At 66.1% G+C, this 15,536-nt stretch carries 12 protein-coding genes; 7 read left to right on the forward strand and 5 right to left on the reverse strand.

Going from position 1 to position 15,536, the window contains the following annotated elements:
• Positions 1–2 precede the first annotated feature (2 nt).
• Positions 3–359: an arsenate reductase gene (locus AC3WJE_RS10035; RefSeq protein WP_493730650.1), complete on the forward strand. Its 357-nt coding sequence runs from the start codon at positions 3–5 to the stop codon at positions 357–359.
• Positions 360–454: 95 nt separating this feature from the next.
• Entirely contained in the window at positions 455–1,582 is a 1,128-nt protein-coding gene (gene dapE, locus AC3WJE_RS10040) for a succinyl-diaminopimelate desuccinylase (protein ID WP_493730651.1), read from the forward strand.
• 4 nt (positions 1,583–1,586) lie between these two features.
• Here dapE and AC3WJE_RS10045 read toward each other — a convergent pair whose 3' ends face one another.
• On the reverse strand, positions 1,587–2,270 hold the full coding sequence (locus AC3WJE_RS10045; protein ID WP_493730652.1) for a pentapeptide repeat-containing protein: 684 nt from the start codon (positions 2,268–2,270) through the stop codon (positions 1,587–1,589).
• 443 nt (positions 2,271–2,713) lie between these two features.
• On the opposite strand from AC3WJE_RS10045, the gene asnB reads away from it, so the two are divergent.
• Positions 2,714–4,429 (forward strand): asparagine synthase B, encoded by a 1,716-nt coding sequence (gene asnB / locus AC3WJE_RS10050; RefSeq protein ID WP_493730653.1) that lies wholly within the window; start codon positions 2,714–2,716, stop codon positions 4,427–4,429.
• 197 nt (positions 4,430–4,626) lie between these two features.
• On the opposite strand, the gene AC3WJE_RS10055 is transcribed toward asnB, so the two are convergent.
• Positions 4,627–5,640 carry a right-handed parallel beta-helix repeat-containing protein gene (locus AC3WJE_RS10055; RefSeq protein WP_493730654.1) on the reverse strand — a complete coding sequence of 338 codons (1,014 nt, stop codon included), beginning with the start codon at positions 5,638–5,640 and terminating at the stop codon, positions 4,627–4,629.
• Between the two features lie 272 nt (positions 5,641–5,912).
• Positions 5,913–8,291, reverse strand: a complete 2,379-nt coding sequence (locus AC3WJE_RS10060) for a penicillin acylase family protein (protein WP_493730655.1) — start codon at positions 8,289–8,291, stop codon at positions 5,913–5,915.
• Positions 8,292–8,449: 158 nt separating this feature from the next.
• On the opposite strand from AC3WJE_RS10060, the gene bfr reads away from it, so the two are divergent.
• The gene (gene bfr / locus AC3WJE_RS10065; RefSeq protein ID WP_493730656.1) at positions 8,450–8,935 is read left to right on the forward strand and encodes a bacterioferritin; all 486 of its coding nucleotides are present in this window, start codon (positions 8,450–8,452) and stop codon (positions 8,933–8,935) included.
• A gap of 150 nt (positions 8,936–9,085) precedes the next feature.
• On the opposite strand, the gene parC is transcribed toward bfr, so the two are convergent.
• Complete coding sequence (gene parC / locus AC3WJE_RS10070; RefSeq protein WP_493730657.1) at positions 9,086–11,329, reverse strand: DNA topoisomerase IV subunit A; 2,244 nt, start codon at positions 11,327–11,329, stop codon at positions 9,086–9,088.
• Positions 11,330–11,395: 66 nt separating this feature from the next.
• The gene (locus AC3WJE_RS10075; protein ID WP_493730658.1) at positions 11,396–12,256 is read right to left on the reverse strand and encodes a helix-turn-helix domain-containing protein; all 861 of its coding nucleotides are present in this window, start codon (positions 12,254–12,256) and stop codon (positions 11,396–11,398) included.
• A 137-nt stretch (positions 12,257–12,393) separates the two neighbouring features.
• Between AC3WJE_RS10075 and AC3WJE_RS10080 the strand changes: the two genes are divergently transcribed.
• The 3 genes from AC3WJE_RS10080 to AC3WJE_RS10090 are packed head-to-tail and all read left to right on the forward strand — an operon-like array spanning position 12,394 to position 15,535.
• Complete coding sequence (locus tag AC3WJE_RS10080; RefSeq protein ID WP_493730659.1) at positions 12,394–12,840, forward strand: MarR family winged helix-turn-helix transcriptional regulator; 447 nt, start codon at positions 12,394–12,396, stop codon at positions 12,838–12,840.
• A 26-nt stretch (positions 12,841–12,866) separates the two neighbouring features.
• Complete coding sequence (locus AC3WJE_RS10085; RefSeq protein ID WP_493730660.1) at positions 12,867–14,333, forward strand: efflux transporter outer membrane subunit; 1,467 nt, start codon at positions 12,867–12,869, stop codon at positions 14,331–14,333.
• An 11-nt stretch (positions 14,334–14,344) separates the two neighbouring features.
• Positions 14,345–15,535: an HlyD family secretion protein gene (locus AC3WJE_RS10090; protein ID WP_493730661.1), complete on the forward strand. Its 1,191-nt coding sequence runs from the start codon at positions 14,345–14,347 to the stop codon at positions 15,533–15,535.
• Position 15,536 lies beyond the last annotated feature (1 nt).

Raw genomic sequence — 15,536 nt, forward strand, 5'->3', positions numbered from 1 at the left:
GCATGACCACGATCTACGGCTTGAAGAACTGCGACACCTGCAAGAAGGCGACCAAGTGGCTCGACCGCTTCGGCGTGGCCTACACGTTCGTCGACTATCGCGACCACAAGCCCGACCCGGAGACGCTGGTCGAGTGGGCCGGCAAGGCCGGCGGTTTCGATGCGCTGATCAACAAGTCCTCGACCACCTGGCGTCAGCTGCCGGACGGCCGCAAGCAGCCGGGCAGCGAGGCCGAGTGGAAGCTGCTGTTGCGCGAGTATCCGCAGTTGGTGCGTCGTCCGGTGGTGGTGAAGGATGACGGCGGTTTCAGCCAGGGCTTTTCCGACAACGGCTTCCAGAAGCTGTTCGGCGGAAGCTGACGACCACCGCACGATTCACCGCGGCCTTCATCCGGCGCTTTGCCCCAGCTTCTCCCGCAGGCGGGAGAAGCAACTCACTGAATGATGGAAAGACCATGAGCGACGTCCTCGATCTCACCTGCGACCTGATCGCGCGCGCCTCGGTGACGCCGGAGGACGCCGGTTGCCAGGCGCTGATCGCCGGACGACTGGCGCAGGCCGGCTTCGCCTGCGAGCACCTGCGCTTCGGTGAGGTCGACAACCTCTGGGCCACGCATGGCCATGGCGCACCGGTGCTGGTGCTGCTCGGCCACACCGATGTGGTACCGCCGGGGCCGGTCGAGGCCTGGGCAAGTGATCCGTTCGCGCCGCAGATCCGCGACGGCGTGCTGTACGGGCGTGGTGCGGCTGACATGAAGAGCGGTGTCGCGGCATTCGTAATTGCTGCCGAACAATTCGTCGCCGCGCACCCGGATCACCCCGGCACGCTGGCGGTGTTGTTGACCTCGGATGAGGAAGGCGATGCGGTCGATGGCGTGCGCCGTGTGGCTGCGCTGTTCCGCGAGCGTGGCGAACGCATCGACTGGTGCATCACCGGTGAGCCGTCCTCGACCGAGACGCTGGGCGATCTGCTGCGGGTTGGCCGTCGCGGCAGCCTGTCAGGCACGTTGACGGTGAAGGGCGTGCAGGGCCACGTCGCCTATCCGCACAAGGCGCGCAATCCGATCCATCTGGCCGCGCCGGCGCTGGCCGAACTGACCGCGCGGCATTGGGACGACGGCTATGAAAGCTTTCCGCCGACCAACCTGCAGGTGTCCAACATCCATGCCGGAACCGGCGCCAACAACGTGATCCCCGGCGAACTGCAGGTGCTGTTCAACCTGCGTTACAACCCGCACTGGGATGCGCCGAAGCTTGAAGCGGAAATCGCCGCGTTGCTGGACCGTCATGGCCTGGACTACGCATTGAAGTGGCATCGCAGCGGCGAGCCGTTCTACACGCCGGAAGGCACGCTGCGCAGCGTCGCCCGCGAAGTGCTGGGCGAATTCGCCGGTGCGCCACCGGAGGAAAGCACCGGTGGGGGCACCTCGGATGCGCGCTTCATCGCGCCGCTCGGCGCCCAGTGCATCGAGGTGGGGCCGGTCAACGCCAGCATCCACCAGATCGACGAGCACGTGCGTGTCGCTGATCTGGAAGCGTTGCCGGCGCTGTATCGGCGTTTGATCGAGCGCCTGCTGGCCTGAAAGCTCAGGTCACGACCAGGCCGAACGCGGCGAGCGCTGCGGCAGCTTGGCGGTGCGAGATCAGTGCCTTTTTGAAGTGCTTCGCGTCCATCACGTTGAGCCCGCTGATGTCCGTATCGCGCAGGTCCGCACCTTCGAAACGGGTCAGGCGGGTCTGCGCGTTGCGCAGGCTGCCGCCTCTGAACACGGCATCGCGGAAGTCGCAGCCGGACAGGTCGGCATCCGAGAAGTCCATTCCGTCCAGTTGCGCCTTGCGGAAGGACAGGCCGCGCAGGTCCGCGCTGACCATCAGGCAGTCGCGGAACTCCAATGCCCAGCCGGTCACTTCCTGCAGATGAGCCCCGGTCAGCTTGCAGTCCTGGAACTGCACCGAGGACAGCGTGGCGCGCCGCCAATGACTGTTGTTGAGGTCGCAATGGACAAAGCGCGCATCGCTCAGATGCACCGAACTGAAGTCGCATTGCCCGCCACGGCAACGCGTCCACCGGGTCTCCTCCAGCGATGCGGCCTGCCAGTGTGCGCTGGCGATCGAGCAGTGGTTGAACTGAAAGCCGTCCATGTCCAATCGCGAGAAATCACCGCCGTCGAACGTGCAGGCCTCGAACACCGCTGCGCGCGGATGCGCGGCGATGATCGTCTGCATGCGTTCGCGGGTGATGGATTCGTCGCGAAAACTGGCGGTGGACATGATGCGGAAACCTGCGGGGACGACAGCTCATTCTGGTCGAGAACGGCAACCCGGTGCAGTCTTGATAAGGAGGGTGGTTGTGTGGACAGCGCATTGCGGAAAGGCAGGCGGTGGCGCCGGGCCGTGCTCGCCTGCGCGGTCGCCGAGTCGGTTGCCATCGCAACAGTTGCGCCGCCGGGAAAAGCCGGTTAGGGTCGGTTCCATGCTTACGTTCCTGGCCGCCGCCATCAACAATAACCGCAATAATCTGCGCGCGAATAATCGTGCGCGGCCGATGCGGGTCTGCGACTAGGCGAAAGCAACAAACAAGCGCCCAGTGACCAGAAAACCCGCATCGGCCGATGCGGGTTTTTTTGTTGCCTGGGTTTCGAGGTGCCGGCGTTCGGTATGGCCGGCCGAAGTTTCCAGACACGTGCAGTCCCCACAACCCAGGAGTTTTTCCCATGTGTTCCATCTTCGGTATTTTCGGTCTGCAACCCGGTGACGACCCACAGGCCTTGCGTCGCCAGGCATTGGAGTGTTCGCAGCGGCAGCGCCATCGCGGTCCGGACTGGAGCGGCGTGTATATCGACGATGGCGTGATCCTGGTGCACGAGCGCCTGGCGATCGTCGATCCGGCCGGCGGTTCGCAGCCGTTGCTGTCCGAGGATGGTGAGCTGGCGCTGGCAGTGAACGGCGAGATCTACAACCATGTCGCGCTGAAGGGCGAGCTGAAGCTGCCTTACGCATTCCAGACCGGCTCGGATTGCGAGGTGATCAACGCCTTGTATCGCGAGGATGAGCCGGCCTCCTATCTCAACCGCCTCAACGGTATCTTCGCATTCGCGTTGTGGGACAAGGCCAAGGGGCGGGTGATCATTGCCCGCGATCCGATCGGCGTGGTGCCGCTGTACTGGGGCCACGACAAGGAGGGCCGCCTGCGCGTGGCTTCGGAGATGAAGTCGCTGGCCGATACCTGCGCCGACGTGGCGCAATTTCCGCCGGGTCATTACTACGACAGCGCACTGGATGACGGCAGTGGCGCAAGCTCGGCCCTGCGCAAGTATTACGAGCGGCCCTGGCGTGACTACGACGCGGTCGAGGGCGTGCAGAGCGCGCCGCAGGAGCTGCGCGAGGCGTTCGAGGCGGCCGTGCATCGCCAGTTGATGACCGACGTGCCCTACGGCGTGCTGCTGTCGGGCGGTCTGGACTCCTCGCTGGTCGCGGCAGTCGCCGCGCGCTATGCGCGTCATCGCATCGAGGACAACGACAAGACCGAGGCCTGGTGGCCGCGCCTGCACTCCTTCGCGATCGGTTTGAAGGGCTCGCCGGATCTGGCCGCCGCGGAGATCGCGGCGAAGGCGCTGGGCACCGTGCACCACGGCTTCGAGTACACCTTCGAGGAAGGCCTGGATGCGCTGCCGGAAGTGATCCGCCACATCGAGACCTACGACGTCACCACGATCCGCGCCTCCACGCCGATGTTCCTGCTGGCGCGCCGGATCAAGGCGATGGGCGTGAAGATGGTGCTGTCTGGCGAGGGCAGTGACGAGATCTTTGGCGGCTATCTGTATTTCCACAAGGCGCCGAACGCGCGTGAGTTCCACGAGGAACTGGTGCGCAAGCTCGACGCGCTCAACAACTACGACTGCCTGCGCGCCAACAAGTCGATGATGGCCTGGGGCGTGGAGCCGCGCGTGCCGTTCCTGGACCGCGAGTTCCTCGACGTGGCGATGCGGATAGATGCCAAGTACAAGATGATCGACAAGACCAGCAAGGGCCCGCAGCGGATGGAGAAGGGCGTGCTGCGCGAGGCCTTCGACGGCTACCTGCCCGAGTCGATCCTGTGGCGGCAGAAGGAGCAGTTCAGCGACGGCGTCGGCTACGGCTGGATCGACGGGCTGAAGGCGCAGGCCGAGGCGCATGTCTCCGATCGCGAGCTGGCTGCGGCCGACAAGCGTTTTCCGGTCAACCCGCCGCAGACCAAGGAGGCGTACTACTACCGCAGCCTGTTCGAGCAGTTCTATCCGTCGCCGGCTGCGGCCGAGACGGTGCCGGGTGGCAAGTCGATCGCCTGCTCCTCGCCAGCGGCGATCGCGTGGGATGCCAGCTTCGCCAAGATGGCCGATCCGTCGGGTCGTGCCGTGGCGGGTGTGCATGAGCAGGCGTTGGCTTCGTGAGATGACTCGTGGGAAGGTTGTCGCGGAATCGGTTCGCGGCAGCCTTGTCGAGAAGGTCTGTTCTCGGATCACGTGACTTTGTGGGAGGGACTTCAGTCCCGACAGGGTTTACCGGTAAAGCCTGTCGGGACTGAAGTCCCTCCCACACTCCCACATTCAAGTACGCAGTCCGACAAGTGCGCAGCCCGAGCGACGTTCTACTCGCTATGCACGCATTCGCCGTAAACCTCCACCGGCGGATTGAACCCGGATGCATCGGTCTGGTTGTTGCGCCAGACATTCTGTTTGAAGTCCGCGGACTTGCAGTTGGCAGCGCGGTCCGCACCGATCGTGAACGTGTACGGGCTGCCCTTGAACACGTTGTGCTCGAACAGGTTGTCCTGGCTCATGCTGTTGTCCCAGCACAGCACTTCCGGGGTGCGGTAGCGGATCGAACAGGCCAGGAACACGCCGGCTGATTTGTTGCCGGTGAACTGGTTGTCGATGATGCGATTGCGGCGTGCGTCGGCGAGGTAGATGCCCTGGCTGCCGTTGCGTTCGAGCCGGTTGCCGCGGATCTCGCTGTCCTCCAGATGCTCGGTGGTGATGCCGGCGGCGACGTTGTCGTGGATGTAGTTGTCGAGCAGCTGTACCCGTGCGGTGCGGTTGAACGACACACCGTCCCAGTCAGCGCCGGAGACGTCGTTGTGTTCGAACACCAGATCGTGGCTGTCGCGTTCGCTGAGCAGGCAGGCGCTGCGGCAGTTGCTGGCTTTCAGCCCCGACAGGCGAATGTGGTCGCCGGAACGGATCACCACCGCGCTGTTGCTCAGGTAGGGATGCTCCGGCATGAATTCGTGTTCGGCACGGCCGCCGATCAATTGCAGGTCGGCGAGGGTGACGTTGCTGATGCGAGTGGCCGGTACTTCGTGCAGGTGATCGCCGATGACCAGCAAGGGCTGCTGTACGCCGTCGGTCATGCGCAGCACCGTGTCGTGGCCGCTCCCGCGCAGGGTGAAGCCACTGCGCTGGATCGACAGCAGTCCCTTGAGCGGGTAATTGCCCTTGGCCAGGCATAGCGTGGCGGAGGCGCCGCCTGGTGCGCGGTCGATCGCTTGCTGCAGGTCGTCGCCGGGAGAGGCGTGAGCGGTGCAGGCAGGATCATCGGCGGGCGCGGCATGCACACCGGTTGCTGCCAGCAGCAGGGAGGAGAGCAGGATGGTTCGGATCATGGAGCGGTTGTCGTGGAGGGGCTGCTGCACATGGTGATCAGGGAGGGGCTGAACCCGCGCCGTCATTCCCGCGAAAGCGGGAATCCATGGACGTCGAGCTAGTACAAACAACGTCCTTGGATTCCCGCTTTCGCGGGAATGACGAACAGAGCGGGCCCGGCTTAGTGTCGCTGTTCCCGAGTGAGGTTCCCGCGCACGCGATCGTTCGCGTGGCGCGTGTTCACATGCGATTGCAGTGCGTGCAGACCGTTTTCACGCGGCCTGCGGCAGCTTCATTGCGGACGCAGGGTCAACGTATAGCGCGCCGGGCCCGGCAGGAACGGCGTGGCGCGTCCTTGTGCCCAGTCCTCGTGGCCCGAGCCCCAGAACGGCGACAGCGGGTGTCCGCTCTGGCCGCCCGGCATGTGCACGATGCCGTCGGCCTCATGGCCAGGCGAGACCACCATGCGTTCGGATGCGCCAAATGCCTGCGCCTGCACGCGCGGCATGTCGCGGTCACCGGGCAACTGCTCGGCCGGCATGCACAGCAGCGGTTTGGCGAAGGCGGGCAGCGCGCGTGAGACCGGGTGGCAGATCGCGGTGGTATTGCGTTCGCCCCAGGTGCGGTCGGATAGCGAGGGGCCCTGTGCGGCGAGGTCTTTTTCCAATGCGCGGGCGACATCGGCAAGCAATGCATCCCAGCTCGGGTACGGTGGCGGCAGCAGATTCGCCGGGCGCTCGCTCAGCAATGGCCAGGCCACGCCTTCCAGCTGGGCCAGTCGCGGCGGCACATAGGCATCGCCGAGCTTGGCTTTTGCCGGCGCGAGCAGGCCGGCCTCGATCGCATCCAGCAGCATCCCGCGAAACCCGCGCGCGATCCGGTAGCTGACCGAATCCACGGAGGCGCGACCGTCCCAGTGGCGGGTGGCCGCTTCAAGTCGCCGCAGCGCGGGGTCATCGCTGTGCTCGACGACCTGCCGCAGCAGCTTCCACCAACGCTCCATCAATATCGCGCGATCATCGAGCTGGATCGCCAGCAGATCCTTTTCGGTGAAGCGGTCCTTGGTGAACAGGTCGTCGCGGATCTGGCGTGCACGTGCGCCCAGGTCGTAGCCGCCGTTGCCGACGACGGCGAGTGTTTCGTCATCGACGATGCGGTTGTTGGCGGTCCACAGGCGGTGCGTTGTCGGATCGACCAGTGCCGGGGCGCGGTCGGTGATCAACGGCCATGGCGTGCAGGGTGCGCCGATCACTGCACCAACCGCGGGCTTCACGTCCGGAACGAGCGCCGGGCCGAAGGCGTCCGGTGTACAGCCGGCGGCACGATCCGGGCGTGCGCCGATCAGCCGCCAGCCGATGCGACCGCTGCTGTCGGCGAGCATCAGGTTCTGCGCAGGGATGCCGGCACGGTCGGCGACGGCGAAGGCTTCGTCGAGATTGCCGGCGCGCGCCATGTCGATGAAGTCGAGCCTCACCGCGCCCGGCAGTTGCGCGGCCCAGCGCAGCGCCAGCAGGCTGCCGTCAGGATCAGTGTCGACGATCGGTCCCCATGCGGTTTCGCGTACCGGCAGCGTCACTGCCTGCGCGCCGGCGATGCGGATCGTCTCGTCGTGCGTGGTCACCGTGCCGGACGCGACAGCGGCGGGAACGCGGGCGAAGTCGGCGGTGTCGATGTAGCTGTTGGTGAAGCCCCAGGCGACATGGCCGTTGCTGCCGACGATCACGCCCGGAATGCCGGGCAGGGTGAAGCCGGTGACGTCGACCTTGCCACCCGGCGCTTTCGGGTCGGGGTAGCGCAGCCGCGCGCGGAACCAGATGTTGGGTGAGCGCAGCGCGAGATGCATGTCGTCGGCGACGATCGCACGGCCATCTGCAGTGAGCGTGCCGTCGATCGCGAAGTTGTTGCTGCCGACGAAGTTCTGCTCGGGTGCGATCGCCGTCGCAGCGGCATTGCCGCCCAACGTGCGCAGGTCCAGGGTTGCCGCATCGGGCAGTGGCGCGTTCCCGTGGGATTGCCCGAAGAGCGGTGCATCCCACTCGGAACCATCGTGAGCGATCAACGCAAACAGCGCCGGCGGCACCACGCTGCGGATACGCGCCAACGCCAGTTCGCGCTGGTTGCGCGGGTCCTGCAGGTCGGCGTACATCGCCAGGCCGACCAGCACCGAGTCGTCCAGGCTCCAGGCGCGGGGGCTTTGTCGCAGCAGCACATAGGCCCAGGGACGCACCCGCAGCTTGCCCAGGCCGGCATTGACGCCCTCGCGATAGGCGGTCAGTACCTGCCCCTGATCGCCCAGCGATTGCGGCAGCTGTGCATGGACACGCGCGCGCAACCGGTGCACGCGCATCTGCTTGTCGATATCGAGTGCGGCCGGTCCGAACAGTTCGGCCAGTTCGCCGGCCGGGGAGCGCCGCATCAGGTCCATCTCGAAGAAGCGTTCCTGTGCATGCACGTAACCGAGCGCGCGCATCGCGTCGGCCTCGCTGGCCGCGTCGATGGTGACCATGCCGAGTGCATCGCGCTCGATCTTCACCGGCGCGGCCAGTCCGGGCAGGGGCTGTTCGCCACGCAGGAAGGGCAGGCTGCCGCGCAGGGTCAGGTAGACGGTCAGCACGATGGCCAACACCAGCACGACGAGCGCCAGCAGCAGCCGGCCCAGCAGTTTGCGCATGCGACATTCCCCTGATGGTTGGCGATGTTTGCGGCTGATCGTATCCGTTCCGGATGGCAGGCGGGCGACACCGGCATGCAACTGAAACTGATTCCGATTAGATCATCGCCGTTCCGGATCAGGCACCATGCGCCCCGTTGATCCCACGGAGATCCCCCATGAAAGGCCATGCCGACGTCGTCGAGTACCTCAAGCAGCTGCTGCGCGGCGAGCTTGCAGCCCGCGACCAGTACTTCATCCATTCGCGCCGCTATGAGGACCAGGGCCTGATGGCGTTGTACACGCGCATCAACCACGAGATGGAGGAAGAGACCGAACACGCCGACGCGCTGCTGCGACGCATCCTGTTCCTGGAAGGGGATCCGGACATGCGCCCGCTGCCGTTCGAGCCGGGCAAGACCGTGGTCGAGATGCTGGAGAAGGATCTGCAGGTCGAGTACGAAGTGCGCGCCAACCTGGCCGCCGGCATGAAGCTGTGCGAAGAGCACGGCGACTACGTCAGCCGCGACATCCTGCTCAAGCAGTTGCAGGACACCGAGGAAGACCACGCCTGGTGGCTGGAGCAGCAGCTCGGCCTGATCAAGCGGATTGGTTTGGAGCTTTACCAGGTTTCGAAGCTCGGCGAGGGCGGCGTTTCGGCATAACTGGGCCGCTATCTCTTGTGGGAGGGGCTTCAGCCCTGACGGCTTCTCCGGAAGGCCGTCGGGGCTGAAGCCCCTCCCACAGGAAGCAAGTCCACCGCAATAAAAAAGGCCGCTCACATGAGCGGCCTTTTTCTTTGCGTTACATGGACGTCATTCGACGGCCAGGCCGTCCACCTTCTGCCAACCCCTCGGCAGCAGATGTCCACGCGTGGCGCGCGCACCCAGGTAGCCGTCCAGATCCTTGAACGACAGGTTCATGGTGCGCTGGCCGCTGCGCACCAGCAGGGTATTGCCCGGCGACACCGCGGCCACCGCGACCACGCGCTCGGTGGCGAGCTTGGCTTTGGGGATCTCGATGATCTTGTTGCCCTTGCCCTTGTCGAGTTCCGGCAGCTCGGTGGCCGGAATCGCCAGCAGGTTGCCGGCGCTGGTCACGGCGATGATGCGATCGGTCGCGGGATTGGCCACCAGGGCCGGCGACAGCACGCTCGCGCCGGTGCTGAGGTTGAGCATCGCCTTGCCGGCCTTGTTGCGGCCGGTCAGGTTCTCGAAGCGGGTCACGAAGCCGTAACCGTGCGTGGAGGCGAGCACGTAGCGGGTGTCGTTGTCACCGCTGGCGATGGCCTGGAACGACGCGCCGGCCGCCGGCGAGAAACGACCGGTCAGCGGCTCGCCATTGCCGCGCGCGGACGGCAGGGTGTGCACGGCGGTGGAGTAGGCGCGACCTTCCGAATCGAGGAAGGCGACCTGCTGGGTGCTGCGGCTGCGTACCGCGGCCAGCAGCGCGTCACCGTCGCGATAGGACAGGCCGGCGGGGTCCACATCGTGACCCTTGGCCGCGCGGATCCAGCCCTTCTCCGACAGCACCACCGTCATCGGTTCGCTAGGCACCAGCTCGGTCTCGTCGATCGCCTGCGCGGCGCCACGCTGCACCAGCGGTGACAGGCGCGCATCGCCGAACTTCTTGGCATCGGCGGTCAGCTCGTCCCTGATCAGCTTCTTCAGCTTGGCCGGGCTGCCCAGGATCGCGAGCAGCTGTTCGCGTTCTTTCTCCAGTGCTTCCTGCTCGCCGCGGATCTTCATTTCTTCCAGGCGCGCCAACTGGCGCAGCTTGGTTTCGAGGATGTACTCGGTCTGCTCCTCCGACAGTCCGAAGCGCGCCATCAGCACCGCCTTGGGCTCGTCCTCGGTACGGATGATGTGGATCACCTCGTCGAGGTTGAGGAAAGCCACCAGCAGGCCTTCCAGCAGGTGCAGGCGACGTTCGACCTTCTGCAGGCGGTGGTTCAGCCGGCGGGTGACCGTACTGCTGCGGAAGCTCAGCCACTCGGTCAGCAACTGCTTGAGGTTCTTGACCTGCGGCCGGCCATCCAGGCCGATGATGTTGAGGTTGACCCGGTAGCTCTTTTCCAGATCGGTGGTCGCGAACAGGTGGCCCATCAACAGCTCGGCGTCGACGCGGTTGGAGCGCGGGATCAGCACCACGCGCACCGGGTTCTCGTGGTCGGATTCGTCGCGGATGTCTTCCAGCCAAGGCAGCTTCTTGGCGCGCATCTGCGCGGCGATCTGCTCGATCACCTTCGACGGCGAGACCTGGAACGGCAGCGCGTTGACGACGATGTTGGCGTTCTCGCGCACGAACGTGCCGCGGGCGCGCACGCTGCCGTAGCCGGTCTCGTAGATCGCGCGCAGGTCGGCGGCCGGGGTGATGATCTCGGCGGTGGTCGGGTAGTCCGGGCCGCGCACGTGTTCGCACAGATCGGCGACGCTGGCCGACGGGTCGTCGAGCAGGCGGATCAACGCGCTGACGATCTCGTTGAGATTGTGCGGTGGCACGTCGGTGGCCATGCCGACCGCAATGCCGGTGGTGCCGTTGAGCAGCAGGTGCGGCAGGCGCGCCGGCAGCCAGGTCGGCTCTTCGAGGGTGCCGTCGAAGTTCGGGGTCCAGTCGGTCGTGCCCTGGCCGAGCTCGCCCAGCAGCACCTCGGCGATCGGGGTCAGCTTGGACTCGGTGTAGCGCATGGCCGCGAACGACTTGGGGTCGTCCGACGAGCCGAAGTTGCCCTGGCCCTCGATCAGCGGATAGCGATACGAGAACGGCTGCGCCATCAGCACCAGTGCTTCGTAACAGGCCGAGTCGCCATGCGGGTGGTACTTGCCGATCACGTCGCCGACGGTGCGCGCGGATTTCTTCGGCTTGGCACCGGCATTCAGGCCCAGCTCGCTCATCGAATAGATGATGCGGCGCTGCACCGGCTTGAGCCCGTCGCCGAGGAACGGCAGGGCGCGGTCCAGCACCACGTACATGGAATAGTCGAGGTAGGCGCGCTCGGCGTACTCGCGCAGCGGCAGTTGTTCGAAGCCGTGGAAGGTGGGGCGGGTGAGATCGGTCATTGCGTGGGTGATACCTGCTCTGGGTGGGCGTGAGCGCGAGAGGGCGCGACGTCCGAAGGGGCTCGATTATCCGGATGCGGCCAGGGATGCCAAGCGCGGCGGTGGCGCGGCGTGCTGCCGGGTACGTTGCAGGTAACGACCGGGCGGCACGCCATAGTGGCGGGCGAACACGGTCACGAAGGCGCTGGCGCTGCTGTAGCCAAGCTGATGGGCGATCGCACCGACCGGCTGGTCGGCATGCAGCAGCCGCAACGATTCGGCCAGCCGCGCCTGCTGCCGCCATTGCCCGAAGCTGATGCCGGTTTCGGCGCGGAAGTGCCGGCTCAGGCTGCGTGGGGACAACCCCGCCCAGTGTGCCCAGTATTCGAGGCTCTGGGCGTCGGCGGGTGCGGCGATCAGGCGCGAGACGATGCGCAGCAGCCGGCGGTCCTGCGGCATCGGCAGGTACAGCGCCTGCAACGGGGCTTCGGCCAGTTCGTCGAGCAGTACCGCCGCCAACCGCTGCAGGCGAGGGGCAACCAGTTCCTCCGGCGAGTGCCCGAGCAGGCGCAGGGTCAGCCCCTGGATCAGCTGGCTGATGCCGAGCACGCCGGGATGGTCGGGCAGACAGGCGCTGGCCGCGGGAGTGGGCAGCAATCCCCAGCCCCGGATCGTGCCCGAGACGCTGACGGTGTGCAGCTCGCCGGGCGGTATCCAGCCGGCGCATCCGGGGGGCAGGGACAAGTCGCCCCGGCGGGTGCGGGCGGTCAGCAGCCCTGACTCGACGCAGATCAATTGGCCACGCACGTGGCTGTGCCAGTCGACTTCCTGTGACAGCCCACGCTCGCTGCAGACGCGGAATGGCAGCAGCGGTGGCCCGTCGGGACATTCGAACCAGCTGTATAGCGCCGGATCGATCGGTGAATCTGGCGGGATCTTGGTGTCCATTGTCTAGATTGTATTACCGGGCCAGTGAGGGCCAGGGCGAAGATACGCCGCTCCGACGCAATAGTGGGACGCAGTATTTGTTTTCATCCGGGATATTTGCGTTGACAAATATTTTTTCCGGAACAAAATATCGGCCCATGATCTGCCCCCTCCCTGACAACCAGCCGACCTTCGGATTGCTGCTGAGGCAGGTCCGTGACGGCCTGGTACGCCATCTCGACATCGAAATGAAGTACGAGCTGCCAGAGTTCGGTTTCAGCCACTACATCGGCCTCAAGGTGCTTGCAGCCAAATCCCCGTGTACCGCCAACGAGCTGGCACAGGCGCTGGAGCAGACGCCGAGCGCCATCACCCGGCTGCTGGACAAGCTCGAAGCGATCGGCGCGGTGCGTCGCGAGCCGCATGCGCAGGACCGGCGCGCGCTGCAGATCGTGATGACCGAACAGGGGCGTGAACTGTATGAGCGACTGAAGCAGCGCGGCGACCGGGTCATGGAGTTCGCCCTGCGCGATCTCTCGCCGGAAGAACGCGACAACCTCACCCACCTCCTGATCCGAGTACGCGACTCACTCAATTCGCCATGAATCCAGACCTTTCCACAATGACGCGCATGTGGCGTCCTGCTGCGGTGTCGATGCTGGCCCTGGCCCTGGCGGCTTGCGCCAGCAGCCGCGGGTTGGCGCCGGAAGGCCGCCTGCTGGACGCAGCCGATGTCCATTCCGAAAAGACCCTGTCCGGCGTCGCGCTGAGCCCGGCCGGTTGGCCGAGCCGTGACTGGTGGCGGGCGCTGGGGGATTCCCAGCTCGATGCCCTGGTCGCCGAAGGCCTGCAGGGCAGTCCGAACCTGGCCGCGGCCGAGGCGCGCCTGCATCAGGCCCAGGCCCAGGCCAGCGCGAGCAATGCCGAGCGCAAGCCGAAGCTGACGGCCTCCGGCGGCTACACCGGCCTGCAATTGCCTGAATCGATGGTCGGCGACGAACTGGGCGGCAGCTATGCCGGCAGTAGCCAGCTGGTAGCCGACTTCAGCTACGGCTTCGACCTGTGGGGCGGCAAACGCGCCGCCTGGGAGGCCGCGGTAGGGCAGGTGCATGCGGCGCAGGTCGATACCCAGGCGGCGCGGCTCGAACTGTCCTCGGCGATCGTCGAGGCCTACGCCCAGCTTGGCCAGGCCTGGCAGATGCTCGACGTCGCCAACGGCGAGCTGACGCGTTCGCAGAAGGCACTCGATCTGACCCGCCAGCGCCGCAGCGCCGGCATCGACAGTGACCTGCAATTGCGTCAGGCCGAGTCGCGCGTGCCGGCCGCGCAGCAGCAGGTGCAGGAAGTGCAGCAGCAGATCGACGAGGCCCGCAATGCGCTGGCCGCGTTGCTGGGGCAGGGGCCGGATCGCGGCCTGACCATCGAGCGCCCGCAGCTGTCGGCGCTGGCGCTGCAGCTGCCGAGCGTGTTGCCGGCCGACCTGCTGGGCCGTCGTCCCGATGTGGTTGCCGCGCGCTGGCGCGTGGAGGCGGCCAGCAAGGACATCGCTTCGGCCAGGACCAAGTTCTATCCGAGCCTCAACCTGATCGTGCTGGGTGGCGTGGTCAACAAGGAAGTCACCGATCTGTTCAAGAGCGGCTCGGTGCTCGGCGTGGTGGCGCCGGCGCTGAGCCTGCCGATCTTCGACGGTGGCAAGCTGCGCGCCAATCTGGCCGGCAAAGACGCGGCCTACGATCTGGCCGTTGCCGACTACAACCAGAAAGTGGTCGGTGCGTTGCGCGAGGTCGCCGACCAGGTCAACGCGATGCGCTCGCTGGATGCGCAGGTGAACTCCCAGGCGCAGGCACTGGCGACCGCGACGTCCGCCTATGACCTGTCGCAGCAGCGCTACAGCGCCGGCATCGGCAGCTACCTCGACGTGCTGAGTGTGCAGCAGCAACTGCTGACCGCGCAGCAACGCACGGCCACGCTGCAATCACAACAGATCCTGGCATCGGTGAAGTTGCGCCGCGCCCTCGGCGGTGGCTTCGCGCCCGAGTCCGCCGAAGGCGATACGGCCGTCACCGATCCCGCCACTTCCGATTCCAAGCATTCCTGAGAGCATCTCCCATGAGTCAGACTCCCTCCGCTTCTCCTTCGACGGACAACGCCGCTGCGCCGAGCCGCCGCGGCAAGCTGCTGCGCATCGTCGCGGTACTGGTGATTGTGCTGCTGGCGGCCGTGGCCATCTGGTACTTCCTGTATGGCCGTTGGTTCGAGGAAACCGACGACGCCTATGTGCAGGGCAACCAGGTGCAGATCACGCCACTGATCGGCGGTACCGTGGTCAGCATCGGTGCCGATGACGGCATGCGTGTGGAGCGCGGCCAGTTGCTGGTGCAGCTGGATCCGTCCGATACCCAGGTCGCACTGCAGCAGGCCGAGGCGAATCTTGCCAAGACCGTGCGTCAGGTGCGTGGCCTGTACCGCAGCGTCGAAGGCGCGCAGGCCGATCTGGCCGCGCGTCAGGTCACCTTGCAGCGCGCGCGTTCTGACTTCGATCGTCGCAAGAACCTTGCCGCGAGCGGTGCGATCTCCAACGAGGAGCTGGCGCATGCCCGCGACGAGTTGGCCGCCGCCGAGGCCGCGGTCAGCGGCTCGCGCGAGACCGTGGAGCGCAACCGCGCGCTGGTCGACGACACCGTCGTCGCCACGCAGCCGGACGTGCAGGCTGCCGCCGCGCAGTTGCGTCAGGCTTTCCTCAATCACGCCCGCAGCGGGATCGTCGCGCCGGTGTCCGGCTACGTGGCGCGTCGCGCCGTGCAGGTCGGCCAGCGCGTGCAGCCGGGGGCGGTGCTGATGGCGGTGGTACCGCTGGAGCAGGTCTGGATCGAGGCCAACTTCAAGGAAACCCAGCTCAAGCACATGCGCCTGGGCCAGGAAGTCGAGCTGCGCTCGGACCTGTACGGGCGTGGCGTGACCTACAAGGGCCAGGTGCAGAGCCTGGGCCTGGGCACCGGCTCTGCGTTCTCGCTGCTGCCGGCGCAGAACGCCAGCGGCAACTGGATCAAGATCGTGCAGCGCGTGCCGGTGCGCATCGCGATCGACGCCAAGCAGTTGGCGGAGAATCCGCTGCGGATCGGTCTGTCGATGAAGGTCGAGGTCAACCTGCACGACCAGAAGGGCACCGTGCTGCCGACGCAGGCGGCCAAGGGTGTGCTGTTCGATACCGATGTGTATGCCGAGCAGCTGCGGGAGGCCGATGACGACATCCATCGCATCATCCAGGCCAACCTGCCGTCGCAGGCCCAGGCGGGCTGAG

The organism is Pseudomonas sp. GW821-FHT07E12 (assembly GCF_058986605.1).